Raw genomic sequence first — 13,507 nt, forward strand, 5'->3', positions numbered from 1 at the left:
CCCCGCCCGGCGACGTCCCCGCCCCCGGCCACCCCCCAGCGCCGCACTCCCGCAGCCCCACCGCAGTCCCAGAAGCCCCAACGCCCTGGGCCGCGCACGATCCCGGGCCCCCCGCCCCACACCGGCCCCACGTCCACGGACGTATGTGCCCTGGGCCGAAAGTACGGCGGCTGGAGGCCGGACAGCCCTGAGGCGCTCATCTGCGAGGACGCCCAGAGCCGTTGATCCCCACGGCCGGGTTCGCCACCCCGGCCCGTGGTCCCTTCCGCGCGGGTCCACGGGCCGGGACCCGTACAGGACCTCCGGGCCATGCGGCTCCCCGTGCAGCCACCCACGGGCCGGCCACGGGCCGTGGGACTCTCGTGCGGGCCCGCGGGCCGTGGCCGGCCTCTTCACCGGTCCGGGGCGGAGCCCGTCGACTCGCTCGGCGGTGCTTCGTTCAGTCTCAGCTCCAGCCGCCCGATCGCCGCCCGGACCCCGTCGCCGTAGCCGTCGTCGGTCAGGGCGCCCACCGCGCCGCGGGCCTGGAGCAGGTGGTTGCGGGCGGCGTCGGTGCGGCCGAGTTTGTCGTAGTCGGCGGCGAGGTTCAGATGCAGCGACGGGTACAAGGCGCGGAGCGCGAGCGACTGGCCCTGGTGGAGCTCGGTGCGTTCCTCGGCTGCCGACAGAGCGCGCAGGTCCCACGCGAGTTCGTCCGAGGGGTCGTCCTGCGTGTCGGCCATGTAGTGCGCGAGCGTGCACCGGTGCAGCGGGGCGCCGTCGTCGCCGATCTCCGACCACAGGTCCAGGAAGCGGCCCCGGGCCTCCTCGCGGTCACCGCCGTGGAGGAGCATGACGGCCTGACCGATCCTGGTCATCACGGCGTCCGCCGCCTGTTCCTGTCGCTCCGCCACCGAGTCCTCCGCGCTCGTCCCGCCGACCGTTCCCACCCGTTCTCGACGCTAACGGCAGGCACTGACAATCCCGGTCAGGCGGCTCCGTACACCGCTGGGCCAGGCCGGTGACGGGCCACCCGGCCCGGAACCACCGAGCCGGGCGGGGACGTGTCCACGCTCGCGTTCACGGTCGCTTTCGCGGACGCGTCCACGCTCGCCTTCGCGCTCGCGTCAGCCCAGATTCGGGATCCGCCAGTCGATCGGGGCGTGGCCCTGCCGGGCGATCGCCTCGTTGATCTGCGTGAACGGACGCGAGCCGAAGAACTTCTTGGCGGAGAGCGGTGAGGGGTGTGCGCCCTTGACCACGGCGTGCCGTCCCTCGTCGATCAGCGGGAGCTTCTTCTGGGCGTAGTTGCCCCACAGCACGAACACCGCCGGGTCGGGCCGGGCGGCCACCGCCCGGATCACCGCGTCCGTCACCTTCTCCCAGCCCTTGCCCTTGTGCGAGTTGGCCTCACCGGCCCGGACCGTCAGCACCGCGTTGAGCAGCAGGACGCCCTGTTCGGCCCACGGCATCAGATAGCCGTTGTCCGGCACGGGGTGGCCGAGCTCGTCCTGCATCTCCTTGTAGATGTTGCGCAGCGACGGCGGGGTCTTCACACCTGGGCGGACCGAGAAGCACAGGCCATGGCCCTGGCCTTCGCCGTGGTACGGGTCCTGCCCGAGGATCAGGACCTTCACCCGCTCGTACGGCGTCGCGTCGAGCGCGGCGAAGACCTCCTCGCGCGGAGGGTATACGGGACCCTGCTCTCGCTCCTGCTCGACGAACTCGGTGAGCTCCTTGAAGTAGGGCTTCTGCAGCTCTTCGCCCAGAACGCCGCGCCAGGACTCGGGCAGCATGGCGGTGTCGGTCACGTGAACTTCCTCCGGTGTGCGCTCACTTCACGGCCGCAGAGCGCGCGGCCATGGGCGGCCGCGCTAGGCGCGGCCGCCGTCAGGGCACAGAACCTACAGGCGACCACTGACAGACCGGCCCGAGGGCAGGGTTACCAGCTGGTCTTCCAGTACAGCTCCCACATTGTCATCATCGTCGCCGGGTCGATGGAGTTCTCGGCACCGGCGATCTCCTCGTTCGCGGCCACGTGCGACTTGCCCTGCCACAGCGGCAGCAGCCGGGCGTCGTCCACGAAGATCTGCTGAGCCTCCTCGAAATCCTTGGACACAGCCCCGCGGTCGCTCTGCTGGCGCGAGTCGGGCAGCAGCTTGTCCGTGATCTCGGGTGCGTCGTACGGGGTGCCGAGCGCGTTCTGCTTGCCCACGAAGGGTGCGATGAAGTTGTCGGCGTCGGGGAAGTCGGGGTTCCAGCCGCGCCCGAACACCGGGTACTCGCCCTTCTGGTAGCCCGGCGCGTACTTCTTCCAGGGGCGGCTCTTGAGCTTGACGGTGAACAGGTCGGAGGCCTCGAGCTGGCGCTTCAGCTCCTCGAAGGCCGGCTTGGTCTGGGAGCCGTAGCGGTCGGTGGTGTACCAGAGGGTGAGCGGGACGCGTTCGGTGATGCCCGCTTTCTCGAGGATCTCCTTGGCCTTGCCCGCGCTGGGCTGTCCGAAGGTGTCGAAGAAGCCCGTGGTGTGGCCGACGAGCCCCTTGGGGATCATGGAGTACAGCGGCTCGACGGTGTCCTTGTAGACGTTGTGGGCGAGTGCCCCGCGGTCGATGACCTGGGCGACCGCCCTGCGGACCGCGGGGTTCCTGGACCACGAGTACTTGGGATTGAACACCAGGTAGCTGATCTCGGTGGTGGGGCTCTCGACGAGCTGGAGCTTCTGCTCTTCTTCGTGGCCCTGGATGTCCACGACGTCCGAGGCGCTGAGACCGCGGTAGATGACGTCGATCTGCTTGTCCCTGAGGGCCTTGACCAGCTTGGACGAGTCATGGAAGTAGCGGATGGTGACCGCGCTGTTCTTGCGGTCCGCGAGGCCCTTGTACTTGCTGTTGCGGACGAGCTTCGCCTGTTTGCCGTCCTCGTAGGACTCCAGGTTGTACGGCCCCGAGCCGCTGATCTTGCCGTCCGTGCGGAGCGCGTCCGCGGGGTACTCCTCGGGGTCCACGATCGACATGGCGGGGGTGGACAGGACAAAGGGGAAGGTGGCGTCGGGCTGGTTGAGGTGGAAGACGATCTCACGGTCGTTCTTCACCTGCACCCGGGAGAGACTGCCCAGCAGACCCGCGGGGCCGCCGTTGACGTTGATCTTCTTGATCCGGTCGATGGAGTACTTGACGGCCTGCGCGTCCAGCGTGTGTCCGTCGGAGAACTGCAGGCCCTCGCGCAGCTTGCAGCTGTACACCTCGCTCGTGCTGTCCGTGAACTCGCAGCTCTCGGCGGCGTCGGGCTCGGGCACGGACGCGCCGGCGGGGAAGTTCAGCAGGGTCTGGTGGACATTGCGGAACAACTCCCACGAGCTGTCCCAGGAGGCCGCCGGATCCAGTGTGCTGGGCGCGCTGGTCGTTCCCACGACGATCGGTGCCCCGTCGTCGGAGGAGCCGGAGAAGAGACCGCATCCGGCGACCAGGGCTATGGACGTGATCGCCCCCAGCTGACGCAGGTATCTGTCCCGCTTGAACACGCGCACGCTCCTCGATCGGCCATACCACAAGGGTGGCCAGACGATACCGCAGTGCCCCGCCGGTCGAACCAGAAAGGCCGGCGGGGCACTTGACATGCAGCGATGTCTTCTGTGAGAAATTTTTCGTTTACGGGTTCTTTATTGGGAAACTGTGCGGAACTTTTCCCGAAGAATGCGAATTTTCGTCAGTCGAAGCCCGATGACACGGACTCCGCTCAGCCGACCCCGGCGTTGAGAAAAATCCCGCCGTCGACGACAAGCGTCTGCCCGGTGATCCAGTCCGACTGCTCCGAGGTGAGGAACGCGGCGGCGCCCCCGATGTCCGACGGCACACCGAGCCGGCCGAGCGGGTAGGCCGCGGCCGCCTCCTCCTCGCGGCCCTCGTACAGAGCCTTGGCGAACTGGGTCTTGACCACGGCCGGGGCGATCGCGTTGACCCGCACCTTGGGCGCGAACTCGTGCGCCAGCTGCACGGTCAGGTTGATCATGGCGGCCTTGCTGATGCCGTACGCGGCGATGAAGGGCGAGGCCGAGACGCCGGCGACGGAGGAGATGTTGACGATCGCACCGCCGTTCTCGCTCTGCCAGGCCTTCCACGTCTGCTGGGCGAAGCCGAGCGCCGAGATGACGTTGGTCTCGAACACCTTGCGCGCGACATTGAGGTCCAGCTCGGCGATCGGCCCGAAGACCGGGTTCGTACCGGCGTTGTTGACCAGGAAGTCGACGCGGCCGAACGCCTCCATCGTGCGCTCGACGGCGGCGGCCTGGTGGGCCTCGTCGTGAGCCTTGCCCGCGACACCGATGACGCGGTCGGCGCCGAGCTTCTCGACGGCTTCCTTCAGCGCTTCCTCGTTGCGGCCGGTGATGCACACACGGTCACCGCGGGCGACGAGCGCCTCGGCGGCCCCGTAGCCGATACCGCGGCTCGCGCCGGTGATGAGCGCGACCTTGCCCGAGAGTTCCACAGCGGTCATGTCTCTTTCCCCCGGCCTAGTTGAGGGGTCCACCGGCAACGTACAGCACCTGGCCGGAGACGAATCCGGCGTCGTCGCCCGTGAAGAAGGCGATCGCGCCCGCGACGTCGTCCGGCCTGCCGACACGCTGCACCGGGATCTGGGTCGCGGCCGCGGCCTGGAACTCCTCGAAGCCCATGCCGACCCGGTCCGCGGTGGCCTTGGTCATCTCGGTGACGATGAAGCCGGGCGCGACGGCGTTCGCGGTGACGCCGAACTTGCCGAGCTCGTGGGCGAGCGTCTTGGTGAAGCCCTGCAGACCGGCCTTGGCGGCGGAGTAGTTGACCTGGCCGCGGTTGCCGAGCGCCGAGGACGAGGAGAGGTTGACGACCCGGCCGAACTTGGCGTCCACCATGTACTTCTGGACGGCGCGCGTCATCAGGAAGGCGCCGCGCAGATGCACGTTCATGACCGTGTCCCAGTCGGAGGCGCTCATCTTGAAGAGGAGGTTGTCGCGGAGCACGCCCGCGTTGTTCACCAGGATCGTCGGCGCTCCGAGCTCCTCGGCGATCCGCGTCACGGCGGCCTCGACCTGGGCCTCGTCGGACACGTCGCAGCCGACCGCGATCGCCTTGCCGCCGGCGGAGGTGATCTTCTCCACGGTGTCCTTGCACGCGGCCTCGTCGAGATCGATCACCGCGACGGCCCGCCCCTCGGCGGCCAGTCGTACGGCGGTCGCGGCGCCGATGCCACGCGCGGCACCCGTGACTACGGCGACGCGCTGCTCTGTGGTGGACATTGCTGGTTCTCCTCGCCCTTGAAAAGCCTGCGGCCCACGGTACGCCCTTCAGGTGAGCGACCGCTTAGTACCCTCAGCAGACGTGACGCTAGAAGCCCTGGCACGCGGTGTCAACGGCACAACGCACAGGTGTGATCCATCACCGCACCAGCAGGTCCAGAAGCCGCTCAACCTCGGCCGCGGGATCCGCGGTGAGTCCAGTGTGCACAGGACCCGGCTGGACGACCGTCGAGCGGGGCGCGATCAGCCAGCGGAAGCGCCGTCCGGCATCGTCGCGCGCCGCCTGACCCGCCGCCGCGCCGCCGATGCAGACGCCCTCGACGGCACGCAGCGCGGCCAGCACACCGGACACGTCCGCCTCCGGGTCGAGCGCCCGGAGTTTGACCTCGTCGAGATGCGTACGCGCGGCCACGAAGGACTGCGCGCGGCAGTACACGAGCACGCCCGCGTTGAAGCACTCCCCCCGTTCGACGCGCGGCACCACGCGCAGCAGCGCGTACTCATAGACGTCACGCCCGCTCACTCCGCCCCCTCCTCGCGGATCTCGCGGGTCCCTTGGATCTCGCGGGTCTGGTGAATCTCGCTGATCTCGCTGAGTTCGATGCGCTCGTGAATGGTGGCGGCACGCGCCAACAGCGGCCGCACATACGCGCGCCGGAGTTCGTCGGCCGAGTCGAATCCCGGCTCGTCCGCCAGCCACGGTTCGGGGATCTCGGCGGTCACCTCGGCGAGCAGTTCCTCGGTGACCAGGGGCGCCAGCTCCGCGGCGGCGGAGTCGACGTCCGGGCCGAAGGGCGCGAGGGCGTGGTCGGAGGCGTCGTAGGGCCTGGCGGCGGAGGCCTGCGCGCCGGGCCAGTTGTGGTGCCAGATCATGGTGGCGCCGTGGTCGATGAGCCATAGATCGCCTTGCCGGACAAGCATGTTGGGGTTCCGCCACGATCGGTCGACATTGTTGACCAGCGCGTCGAACCAGACGATCTTCCCGGCTTCTTCCGGGCTCACCCGATGCGCGAGGGCGTCGAAGCCGATCGCCCGTGAGAGGAAGTCCATTCCGAAGTTCAGCCCACCGCTCGACTTGAGCAGCTCCTGCACTTCCTGGTCCGGTTCGCCGAGTCCGATGACCGGATCGAGCCCGATCGTGACCAGTCCGGGGACGCGCAGGCCCAGGCGGCGGGCGAGTTCACCGCAGACGACCTCCGCGATGAGGGTCTTCCGCCCCTGGCCGGCGCCGCTGAACTTCATGACGTACATTCCGAGATCGTCCGCTTCGACGAGCCCCGGCAGCGAGCCGCCCTCACGCAAAGGCGAGATGTAGCGGGTCGCGCTGACTTCCTTGAGCATCGCCCCAGGTTACTGGGACGTTCCCCGTTGGTTCCCCGATCACCCGCCGCACCGAGCGGCGAACCACCTGATCACACAGGATGGCGTGATAGACACCTGCTCCGGCTGGATCTCGTTTTCGTCAAGAAGTCACTGAACTACCGAACGACCTGAACCACGCGAACGAAGAACCCGTACCCCCTGTCGGATCAACTGGATCAACGCACGCACGTTCGCACCTACGCGCATCTGCACATCTGTGGAAGGGACCGCCACTATGTCCAGCGAATCGCTTCAGCCTGAACCGACGCTCTGTCGTCGCTCCCTCTTGGCGGCGCTCGGCGCGGCCGGTGTCGCCGCCACGCTGACCGCATGCGGGAGCTCCGACGACAGTTCCTCCGGCTCGTCCGGCTCGTCCGGTTCATCGGGCTCGTCGAGCTCATCCGGCTCCTCCGGCGGCTCCAGCGGCGAAGCGCTGGCCAAGACCAGCGACATTCCAGAGGGTGGCGGCAAGGTCTTCGCCGACAAGGGCGTGGTCGTCACGCAGCCGACGGCCGGCGAGTTCAAGGCCTACTCGACGGTGTGCCCGCACGCGAAGCAGCGCGTGAACAAGGTCGACAACGGCGTCATCACCTGCCCCGCCCACGGCAGCCAGTTCAGCGCCACGGACGGCGGCGTCAAGAAGGGGCCCGCGACCAGTGGGCTGACCGAGGAGAAGATCATGGTCGACGGGGACTCGATCATGCTCATGTGATCCCGCGCGGACGCTTGAAACAGGCCAGCACCTCGTCGGTCGTCGTGACGGTGGCCACCAGGGCGAGCGTGTTACGGACCATCGCGGGGGTGTAGTCGGAGGGCACCCCCGCGATGGCGTCCCTGGGTACGACGGCGGTGTAACCGCGGTTGACGGCGTCGAAGACGGCATTGGGGATGGCCACGTTGGCCGAGACGCCGGTCACGATCAGTGTGCGGCAACGCAGGTTGCGCAGCAGCGCGTCGACGTCGGTGCCGGCGATCGGCGACAGGCCGTGCAGGCGGCGCACCACGAGATCCTCGTCCGCGACCTCGATGGGCGGTGCGACGCGCACCGCCGAGGTCCCCGACAGTTGCTGCACCGGCAGCCGTTCGGCCGCGCGGAACAGCCGGGCATTGTGGTTGGCACCCCGCCCGTCGAGGCGCCGCTCGGCGACGGCGTGGATCACCTGGACTCCACTCTCGTGGGCCGCGGCGACCAGCCGGGCCACTCGGGCGAGCGCACCCGACGCCCTTGCCTCCTCGGCGAGTTCGGGCAGTGCGCTGTCCGGGCCTACGACGCCCTGCTGACACTCGACGGTCAGCAGGACCGTGGTCGCGGGGTCGAGCAGTTCGCTGAGCTCTTCGTACGACGGCATGGCTCCCCCTGTCGCGGGTGTGCTGCGCACCTGGTCGGCGATGGCCGGCGAGCGTAGCCACCATTGCGCGGGGGTGGAAGGCTGGCCCATGCTCTTTCTGACGCCGAGTCAGAAAAGTCTGACGCCGAGTCGGAAAGAGGCGACGTATGACCGTCACTCAGCGCCGGGGCCGAAAGATCATGATGACGCCCGGCGAGCTGGACGAGTTCCTGACCACCCAGCGCACCTGCCGCGTCGCGACCGTATCGGCCGACGGCGCCCCGCATCTGAGCACCCTCTGGTTCGCCTGGGACGGCAGCTCGCTCTGGCTGTACTCGATCACCCGCAGCAAACGCTGGGCCGACCTGCGGCGCGACCCCCGTATCGCCGTCGTCGTCGACACGGGCGAGGAGTACGGCGAGCTTCGGGGCGCCGAACTCTTCGGCACCGTCGAATTCGTCGGCGAGGCACCCCGCACGGGCGAGCCCTGTCCCGAACTTGACGCGCCGGAGCGGCTGTTCGCCCGCAAGAACTTCGACATGGACGAGATGCCGCACGACGGCCGCCACGCGTGGATCCGGCTGACACCGCAGGCCGTGGCGTCGTGGGACTTCCGCAAGCTTGCCTCCCTTTGACGGCGGGTGGGCGGCTACTTGACCGCCGCCCCCGCCGTACGCAGCGCCTCGACCGCCGCCCGGATCGACGGGCGACGGTCGGCGTCCGCGCGCCACACTGCGTACACATGCCGGCGGACGCGGTGGCGTACCGGGACGGTCCGTACGCCGGCCGGCAGTGGATCGCGTCCGAGTCGGGGCGCGACACACACGCCCAACCCGGCCGCGACCAGCGCGAGCTGGGTGTGATGCTCCTCGGCGCGATGTGCGACGACCGGCTCGAAGCCCTTGGCGCGCAGAGTGAAGAGCAGCCACTCGTGGCAGAACTCACCCTCGCCCCAGGTGATCCACTCGTCGTCCGCGAACTCCTCCAGATCCACCTCGGCCCGGCCGGCGAGCGGATGCCCGGCGGGCATCGCCACATCCGCGGCGTCGTCGAGGAGCGAGGCCTTGACGAGCCCCTCGGGCACGGGCAGCGGCTTGTTGTACCAGTCGAGCACGACGGCCAGGTCCAGGTCGCCGCGGATCACCCCGGCAACGGACTCCGCGGGCTCCAGCTCCCGTGAGCGGACCCGCAGGGCCGGGTGGTCGGCGCACAGCGCGGGGAGCGCCGCGGGGAACAGCCCGCGCGCGGCGGTCGGAAACGCGGCGAGCCGCAACTCCCCCACCACCTGCCCGCGCTGCGCCTCCAGATCGGACTGAGCCAGCTCGACCTGCGACAGGATGCGCGCGGCATGGTCGGCAAGCAATCGCCCCGCGTCGGTGAGCCGTACACCCCGCCCGTTCCTGGCGACGAGCCGCTGCCCCACTTCCCGCTCCAGCTTGGACATCTGCTGGGAGACGGCCGAGGTCGTGACGTGCAACCCCTCGGCCGCCCCGCTCACCGAGCCATGCCGGGCGAGGGCGTCGAGGGTACGCAGGCGCTCCAGGTTCAACATGTAAGCAATGCTACGAGATGACGGACGGAAAATCTCGCTTGTGCTACGAGAATGTCTGCGTCATCGTGATCACCATGAGCGCCGCCGCCAGCCACCGCACTCCTCAGGCCCCGCCCGGCATCCCCGCAGCGAAGCCCCCTCGTACCTCCGGCCGGCACGTCCCCGACCGGCGCGTCCCCGATCGACCCCTCGTCCTCGACTGGCGCGTCCGCTTCGGCGTTCTCTCCCTGATCTGGGGCTTCAGCTTCCTGCTCATCAAGGTCGGCACACAGGGGTACGCACCCTTCCAAGTCACCCTGGGCCGCCTCCTGTTCGGCACCTTGGTGCTCGCGGGCGCGATGGCCTGGAAGCGGGAGCGACTGCCGCGCGGGGCTCGGGCCTGGGGGCATCTGACGGTCGCGGCTTTCCTCCTCAATGCCCTGCCGTTCTCACTGTTCGCGTACTCCGAGCTGACGATCCCCTCGACGCTGGCAGGGATATGCAACGCGACCTCGCCGCTGTGGGGCATGGCCCTGTCGCTGGTCGCGCTCTCCGAGGACCGGCCCACCCGGCGCCGGGTCGCCGGCCTCGGCATCGGCTTCCTCGGAGTGCTGACGGTGCTCGGAGCGTGGCAGGGATTCGACGGCCTTGACGCCAAGGGAACGGCGATGGCCCTGCTGGCCTCGCTCAGCTACCCGATCGGCTGGATATACGTCCGCCGCACGCTGGCCGGCTCCAGCTACTCCAACCTCTCACTGACGGGCGCCCAGTTACTCCTCGCCACGGTCCAACTGGCCTTCGTCACCCCGCTGTTCACCGCACTGCCGGGGAGCCTCCCGGTGGGACCGCTCCTCGCGATCGTCGCGCTGGGCACGCTCGGCACCGGTCTCGCCGTCCTCCTCCAGTACGGCCTGGTCGCCGAGGTCGGTCCGACGACAGCGCAGATGGTCACGTACTTCATCCCGGTCATCGCCACCGCCGCGGGCGTCGCGATCCTCGGTGAGTCCCTGACCTGGTCGACGCCGGTGGGCGCGATCATCGTCCTGGCGGGTGCGGCACTCACCCAGTCCAGGCCCAAGGCGTCCACGGCCAAGACTTCCGAGACCGAGGCCGCCGAGACCAGGGCCGCAGAGACCAAGTCCGCAGAGACCAAGGCTTCTTCCGGGACCATGGTTTCCGAGGCCGACACCTCGGGCGGCTCCGCTCACATATAACGACGCGCGGGCACCGGACCCACGGCGGACGCGACCGCGTCCGCCAGCGGCGCGATGTCCGGCGGTGCGAGCGTCGAGACGGTGATCCGCAGGCCGGGCGGCGCGCTCACCCTGAAGACGGCCCCCGGAGCGACGGCCCAGCCGGAGTGCAGCAGCCGCGCGACGGCCCCGGTCTCGTCCGGGACGGGCACCCACACATTCATCCCGCTGCGCCCGTACGCCGGGACACCGCGCTCGGCGAGCGCGCCGATCAGTGCGTCACGCCGCCGCCCGTACGCCGCCGCCACCACCCGAACGTCCACCGCACCGCTCGCCCACAACCGCACAACGGCCCGCTGCAGCAGCCGGCTCACCCACCCCGGCCCCAGTCGCTGCCGCCCCTGGACACGGTCGGCGGTGACGGGATCGCCGGTGAACACGGCGAGCCGCAGGTCGGGCCCGTACGCCTTGGCGACCGAGCGTACGAAGGCCCAGTGCCGGGTGACACCGGCGAGCGGATGCAATGGCAGATCGACGATGCGGTGGCCGTGGTCGTCCTCGATGAGCAGGGTCTGCGGGTGCTCCTTCAGTACGGAGCGCAGGGCACGCGCGCGCGTGGCGCTCACGGCTGCGCCGGTCGGGTTCTGCGCGCGGTCGGTGACGATCAACGCACGGGCCCCCGCCCGCAGCGCGCGCCGTACGTCGTCGGGCAGTGGCCCCTCGTCGTCGACACCCACCGGGACCGTCCGCAGCCCGAGCGCCGGGGCCAGGTCGAGCAGGCTGCGCCAGCCGGGATCCTCGACGGCGATCGCGTCCCCGGGCCGCAGGTGGGCTGCCAGCACGCGCTCGATGGCGTCGAGGGAACCGGAGGTGACGGTGACCGGCCCGTCCGGCACTCCGTCCGCGTCCAGGTCCGCGCGCGCCAGCCGCGCCAACTCCGGTTCCACGGCGGCCTCGCCGTAGAGCACCGGTTCACGGTCCGTGTGCGCGGCTGCCGCCGCGAACGCCTCGGCGAGCGCGGGCAGCAGTGCCGGATCCGGGTTGCCGTCGGACAGGTTCCGGACCCCGGGCGGCACGTCCAGACGCGAGACCTCACGGGCCGTCGTGGCCGGCTTGGGGCGTACGCGGCTGCCGCGCCGGCCCGCGGTCTCGATGACCCCGCGCTCGCGCAGCGTGCGATACGCGGCCGCGACGGTATTGGGATTCACCCCCAGCTGCACCGCCAACTCCCGCATGGGCGGCAGAAGTTGACCGGGCTCCAGCCCTCCGGAGCCCACCGCGCGCTCGACGCTCGCCGCAATCTCGGCTGCGCGCTTTCCCTCGATCCGATACTCTCCTAGCACAAAGCAGATTATGCACTAGTGCAATAGCGAGAGGCAAGCGCGGTCAAGAAACCCAAGCCCCGCACGGCGATCACGAGCGGCACAACGAGCACAACTGGCACGACGAGCACAGCGACACGCGACGACAACGGAGAGCTGGAGAGCACCATGACGGAGACGGCCCCGCGGCCCGCCGCCTACACCCCGACCGACCGCACCATCCCCACCCGCTCACGTGAGCGCGCCGCGTACGACCGCGAGACGGTGCAGTCGATCCTCGACGAGGGATACATGTGCCATCTGGGCTTCGTCCGCGACGGGGCGCCGGTCGTACTGCCCACGCTGTACGGCCGGGTCGGCGAGCGCCTCTATGTACACGGCTCGACCGGTTCGCGCCCCCTGCGGATGGCCGGCCAGGCCGATCCCGGGCTCCCGGTCTGTCTCACCGTCACGCACGTCGACGGCCTGGTGCTGGCCCGCTCGGCCTTCCACCACTCGATCAACTACCGCTCCGTGGTGGTGCACGGCACGGCGCACCAGGTGACCGACCCCGAAGAGAGGCGCGAAGCCCTGGACGCACTCGTCGACCACGTGGTCCCCGGCCGCTCGTACGACTCCCGGCCCGCCAACGCCAAGGAGCTGGCCGCCACCGCCGTACTCCGCCTCGACCTCGGCGAGGTCTCCGCCAAGTCGCGCACCGGCGGCCCGAACGACGAGCCCGAGGACCTCGGCCTGCCGCACTGGACCGGGGTCGTCCCGCTCCGCAAGGGATACGCCACCCCGGTCCCCGCCGACGACCTGGCCCCCGGCATCGAACTCCCCGACTACCTGGCGACTCTGTGATGCTCATCCACCCGTGGGACGCGCCCCACGACGACACCGAGTGGCAACAGTGGCTCACCGCCCATGACTTCGGGCAGCTCGCGGTGAACGGCCTGCCGGGCGATCCGCCGCACGTCCAGCCCCTGCACTTCGTGTACGACTCGGGGCGTGGCGAGGTGATCGCACACCTCGCCCGCCCGAACCCGCTGTGGCCCGCCCTCGACGCGGACCCGGTCGTCACGCTGAGCGTGGTCGACGACTACGTGTACGTGCCCGGTCCTTGGCAGGCCCCGCCGGACGCCCCGCCTGAGCACGGCGAACCGACGAGCTTCTACGCGGCGGTCCAACTTCGCTGCACCGCCCAGGTGGTGAACGATCCGGCCCAGAAGGCCGACCTACTCAACCGCCAGCTCGGCCACTTCCAGCCGGAGGGCGGCTCCGCCCGGGCGGCGGTCGGTGAGACTCCGTACGGCCGCCTCCTCTCCGGGCTCCGTGGCCTGCGCCTCCAAGTGACCAACGTACGGGCGAAGTTCAAGTACGCGAACCACAGGCCCGAAGAGATCCAGGACCGCATCGTGGCAGGGCTGACCACCAGGGGCGGTCCCCGTGACGCGGCGGCACGCGAGCATCTGCTGCGCCGACGCGGAGCGTGACGCCGGGCCGAGCGCGGGGGCCCGACGCCGGTCACGGGGTGCCGG

15 protein-coding genes are annotated in these 13,507 nt (G+C 69.9%); 5 read left to right on the forward strand and 10 right to left on the reverse strand.

Annotated elements, in window-relative coordinates:
- Nucleotides 1-392: 392 nt before the first annotated feature.
- The 7 genes from FGD71_RS45430 to FGD71_RS45460 form a co-directional block, all read right to left on the reverse strand.
- Nucleotides 393-893, reverse strand: coding sequence for a tetratricopeptide repeat protein (locus FGD71_RS45430; protein WP_119106539.1), 501 nt, complete (start codon nucleotides 891-893; stop codon nucleotides 393-395).
- A gap of 213 nt (nucleotides 894-1,106) precedes the next feature.
- Nucleotides 1,107-1,790, reverse strand: coding sequence for a uracil-DNA glycosylase (locus tag FGD71_RS45435; protein WP_119106487.1), 684 nt, complete (start codon nucleotides 1,788-1,790; stop codon nucleotides 1,107-1,109).
- 131 nt (nucleotides 1,791-1,921) lie between these two features.
- Entirely contained in the window at nucleotides 1,922-3,499 is a 1,578-nt protein-coding gene (locus FGD71_RS45440; RefSeq protein WP_119106488.1) for an ABC transporter substrate-binding protein, read from the reverse strand.
- A 215-nt stretch (nucleotides 3,500-3,714) separates the two neighbouring features.
- Entirely contained in the window at nucleotides 3,715-4,473 is a 759-nt protein-coding gene (locus tag FGD71_RS45445) for an SDR family oxidoreductase (protein WP_119106489.1), read from the reverse strand.
- Nucleotides 4,474-4,489: 16 nt separating this feature from the next.
- Nucleotides 4,490-5,251: a 3-oxoacyl-ACP reductase FabG gene (gene fabG, locus FGD71_RS45450; RefSeq protein WP_119106490.1), complete on the reverse strand. Its 762-nt coding sequence runs from the start codon at nucleotides 5,249-5,251 to the stop codon at nucleotides 4,490-4,492.
- 139 nt (nucleotides 5,252-5,390) lie between these two features.
- On the reverse strand, nucleotides 5,391-5,774 hold the full coding sequence (locus tag FGD71_RS45455; RefSeq protein WP_119106491.1) for a DUF3037 domain-containing protein: 384 nt from the start codon (nucleotides 5,772-5,774) through the stop codon (nucleotides 5,391-5,393).
- Nucleotides 5,771-6,592, reverse strand: a complete 822-nt coding sequence (locus FGD71_RS45460; RefSeq protein WP_119106492.1) for a HipA family kinase — start codon at nucleotides 6,590-6,592, stop codon at nucleotides 5,771-5,773. The genes FGD71_RS45455 and FGD71_RS45460 overlap by 4 nt, the downstream gene beginning before the upstream one ends.
- A gap of 256 nt (nucleotides 6,593-6,848) precedes the next feature.
- Here FGD71_RS45460 and FGD71_RS45465 point away from each other — a divergent pair, with 256 nt between their 5' ends.
- On the forward strand, nucleotides 6,849-7,325 hold the full coding sequence (locus tag FGD71_RS45465) for a Rieske (2Fe-2S) protein (RefSeq protein WP_119106493.1): 477 nt from the start codon (nucleotides 6,849-6,851) through the stop codon (nucleotides 7,323-7,325).
- On the opposite strand, the gene FGD71_RS45470 is transcribed toward FGD71_RS45465, so the two are convergent.
- On the reverse strand, nucleotides 7,318-7,962 hold the full coding sequence (locus FGD71_RS45470) for an isochorismatase family protein (protein WP_119106494.1): 645 nt from the start codon (nucleotides 7,960-7,962) through the stop codon (nucleotides 7,318-7,320). The genes FGD71_RS45465 and FGD71_RS45470 overlap by 8 nt on opposite strands.
- 146 nt (nucleotides 7,963-8,108) lie before the next feature.
- On the opposite strand from FGD71_RS45470, the gene FGD71_RS45475 reads away from it, so the two are divergent.
- Nucleotides 8,109-8,576: a pyridoxamine 5'-phosphate oxidase family protein gene (locus tag FGD71_RS45475; RefSeq protein ID WP_119106495.1), complete on the forward strand. Its 468-nt coding sequence runs from the start codon at nucleotides 8,109-8,111 to the stop codon at nucleotides 8,574-8,576.
- Between the two features lie 14 nt (nucleotides 8,577-8,590).
- Here the strand turns inward: FGD71_RS45475 and FGD71_RS45480 are convergent, their stop codons facing one another.
- Nucleotides 8,591-9,493, reverse strand: a complete 903-nt coding sequence (locus tag FGD71_RS45480; protein ID WP_119106496.1) for a LysR family transcriptional regulator — start codon at nucleotides 9,491-9,493, stop codon at nucleotides 8,591-8,593.
- A 38-nt stretch (nucleotides 9,494-9,531) separates the two neighbouring features.
- Here FGD71_RS45480 and FGD71_RS45485 point away from each other — a divergent pair, with 38 nt between their 5' ends.
- Complete coding sequence (locus FGD71_RS45485) at nucleotides 9,532-10,686, forward strand: DMT family transporter (RefSeq protein WP_119106497.1); 1,155 nt, start codon at nucleotides 9,532-9,534, stop codon at nucleotides 10,684-10,686.
- Here the strand turns inward: FGD71_RS45485 and FGD71_RS45490 are convergent.
- A complete protein-coding gene (locus FGD71_RS45490) occupies nucleotides 10,677-12,008 on the reverse strand; it encodes an aminotransferase class I/II-fold pyridoxal phosphate-dependent enzyme (protein ID WP_119106498.1) in 1,332 nt (443 codons plus the stop codon). The genes FGD71_RS45485 and FGD71_RS45490 overlap by 10 nt on opposite strands.
- A 147-nt stretch (nucleotides 12,009-12,155) precedes the next feature.
- Between FGD71_RS45490 and FGD71_RS45495 the strand changes: the two genes are divergently transcribed.
- Nucleotides 12,156-12,830, forward strand: a complete 675-nt coding sequence (locus tag FGD71_RS45495) for a pyridoxamine 5'-phosphate oxidase family protein (RefSeq protein ID WP_181359406.1) — start codon at nucleotides 12,156-12,158, stop codon at nucleotides 12,828-12,830.
- Nucleotides 12,830-13,462 carry an FMN-binding negative transcriptional regulator gene (locus tag FGD71_RS45500; RefSeq protein ID WP_119106500.1) on the forward strand — a complete coding sequence of 211 codons (633 nt, stop codon included), beginning with the start codon at nucleotides 12,830-12,832 and terminating at the stop codon, nucleotides 13,460-13,462. Before FGD71_RS45495 ends, FGD71_RS45500 begins: the two co-directional genes overlap by 1 nt.
- Nucleotides 13,463-13,507 lie beyond the last annotated feature (45 nt).

It is taken from the genome of Streptomyces sporangiiformans (assembly GCF_005768555.2).
GTDB lineage: Bacteria > Actinomycetota > Actinomycetes > Streptomycetales > Streptomycetaceae > Streptomyces > Streptomyces sporangiiformans.

Excerpts from the sequence above, each read along its gene's own strand:
- FGD71_RS45470 (WP_119106494.1), bottom strand. The coding sequence starts at position 7,962 with ATGCCGTCGTACGAAGAGCTCAGCGAACTGCTCGACCCCGCGACCACG.
- FGD71_RS45465 (WP_119106493.1), top strand. The coding sequence starts at position 6,849 with ATGTCCAGCGAATCGCTTCAGCCTGAACCGACGCTCTGTCGTCGCTCC.
- FGD71_RS45495 (WP_181359406.1), top strand. The coding sequence starts at position 12,156 with ATGACGGAGACGGCCCCGCGGCCCGCCGCCTACACCCCGACCGACCGC.
- FGD71_RS45480 (WP_119106496.1), bottom strand. The coding sequence starts at position 9,493 with ATGTTGAACCTGGAGCGCCTGCGTACCCTCGACGCCCTCGCCCGGCAT.
- fabG (WP_119106490.1), bottom strand. The coding sequence starts at position 5,251 with ATGTCCACCACAGAGCAGCGCGTCGCCGTAGTCACGGGTGCCGCGCGT.
- FGD71_RS45500 (WP_119106500.1), top strand. The coding sequence starts at position 12,830 with ATGCTCATCCACCCGTGGGACGCGCCCCACGACGACACCGAGTGGCAA.
- FGD71_RS45460 (WP_119106492.1), bottom strand. The coding sequence starts at position 6,592 with ATGCTCAAGGAAGTCAGCGCGACCCGCTACATCTCGCCTTTGCGTGAG.
- FGD71_RS45475 (WP_119106495.1), top strand. The coding sequence starts at position 8,109 with ATGACCGTCACTCAGCGCCGGGGCCGAAAGATCATGATGACGCCCGGC.
- FGD71_RS45445 (WP_119106489.1), bottom strand. The coding sequence starts at position 4,473 with ATGACCGCTGTGGAACTCTCGGGCAAGGTCGCGCTCATCACCGGCGCG.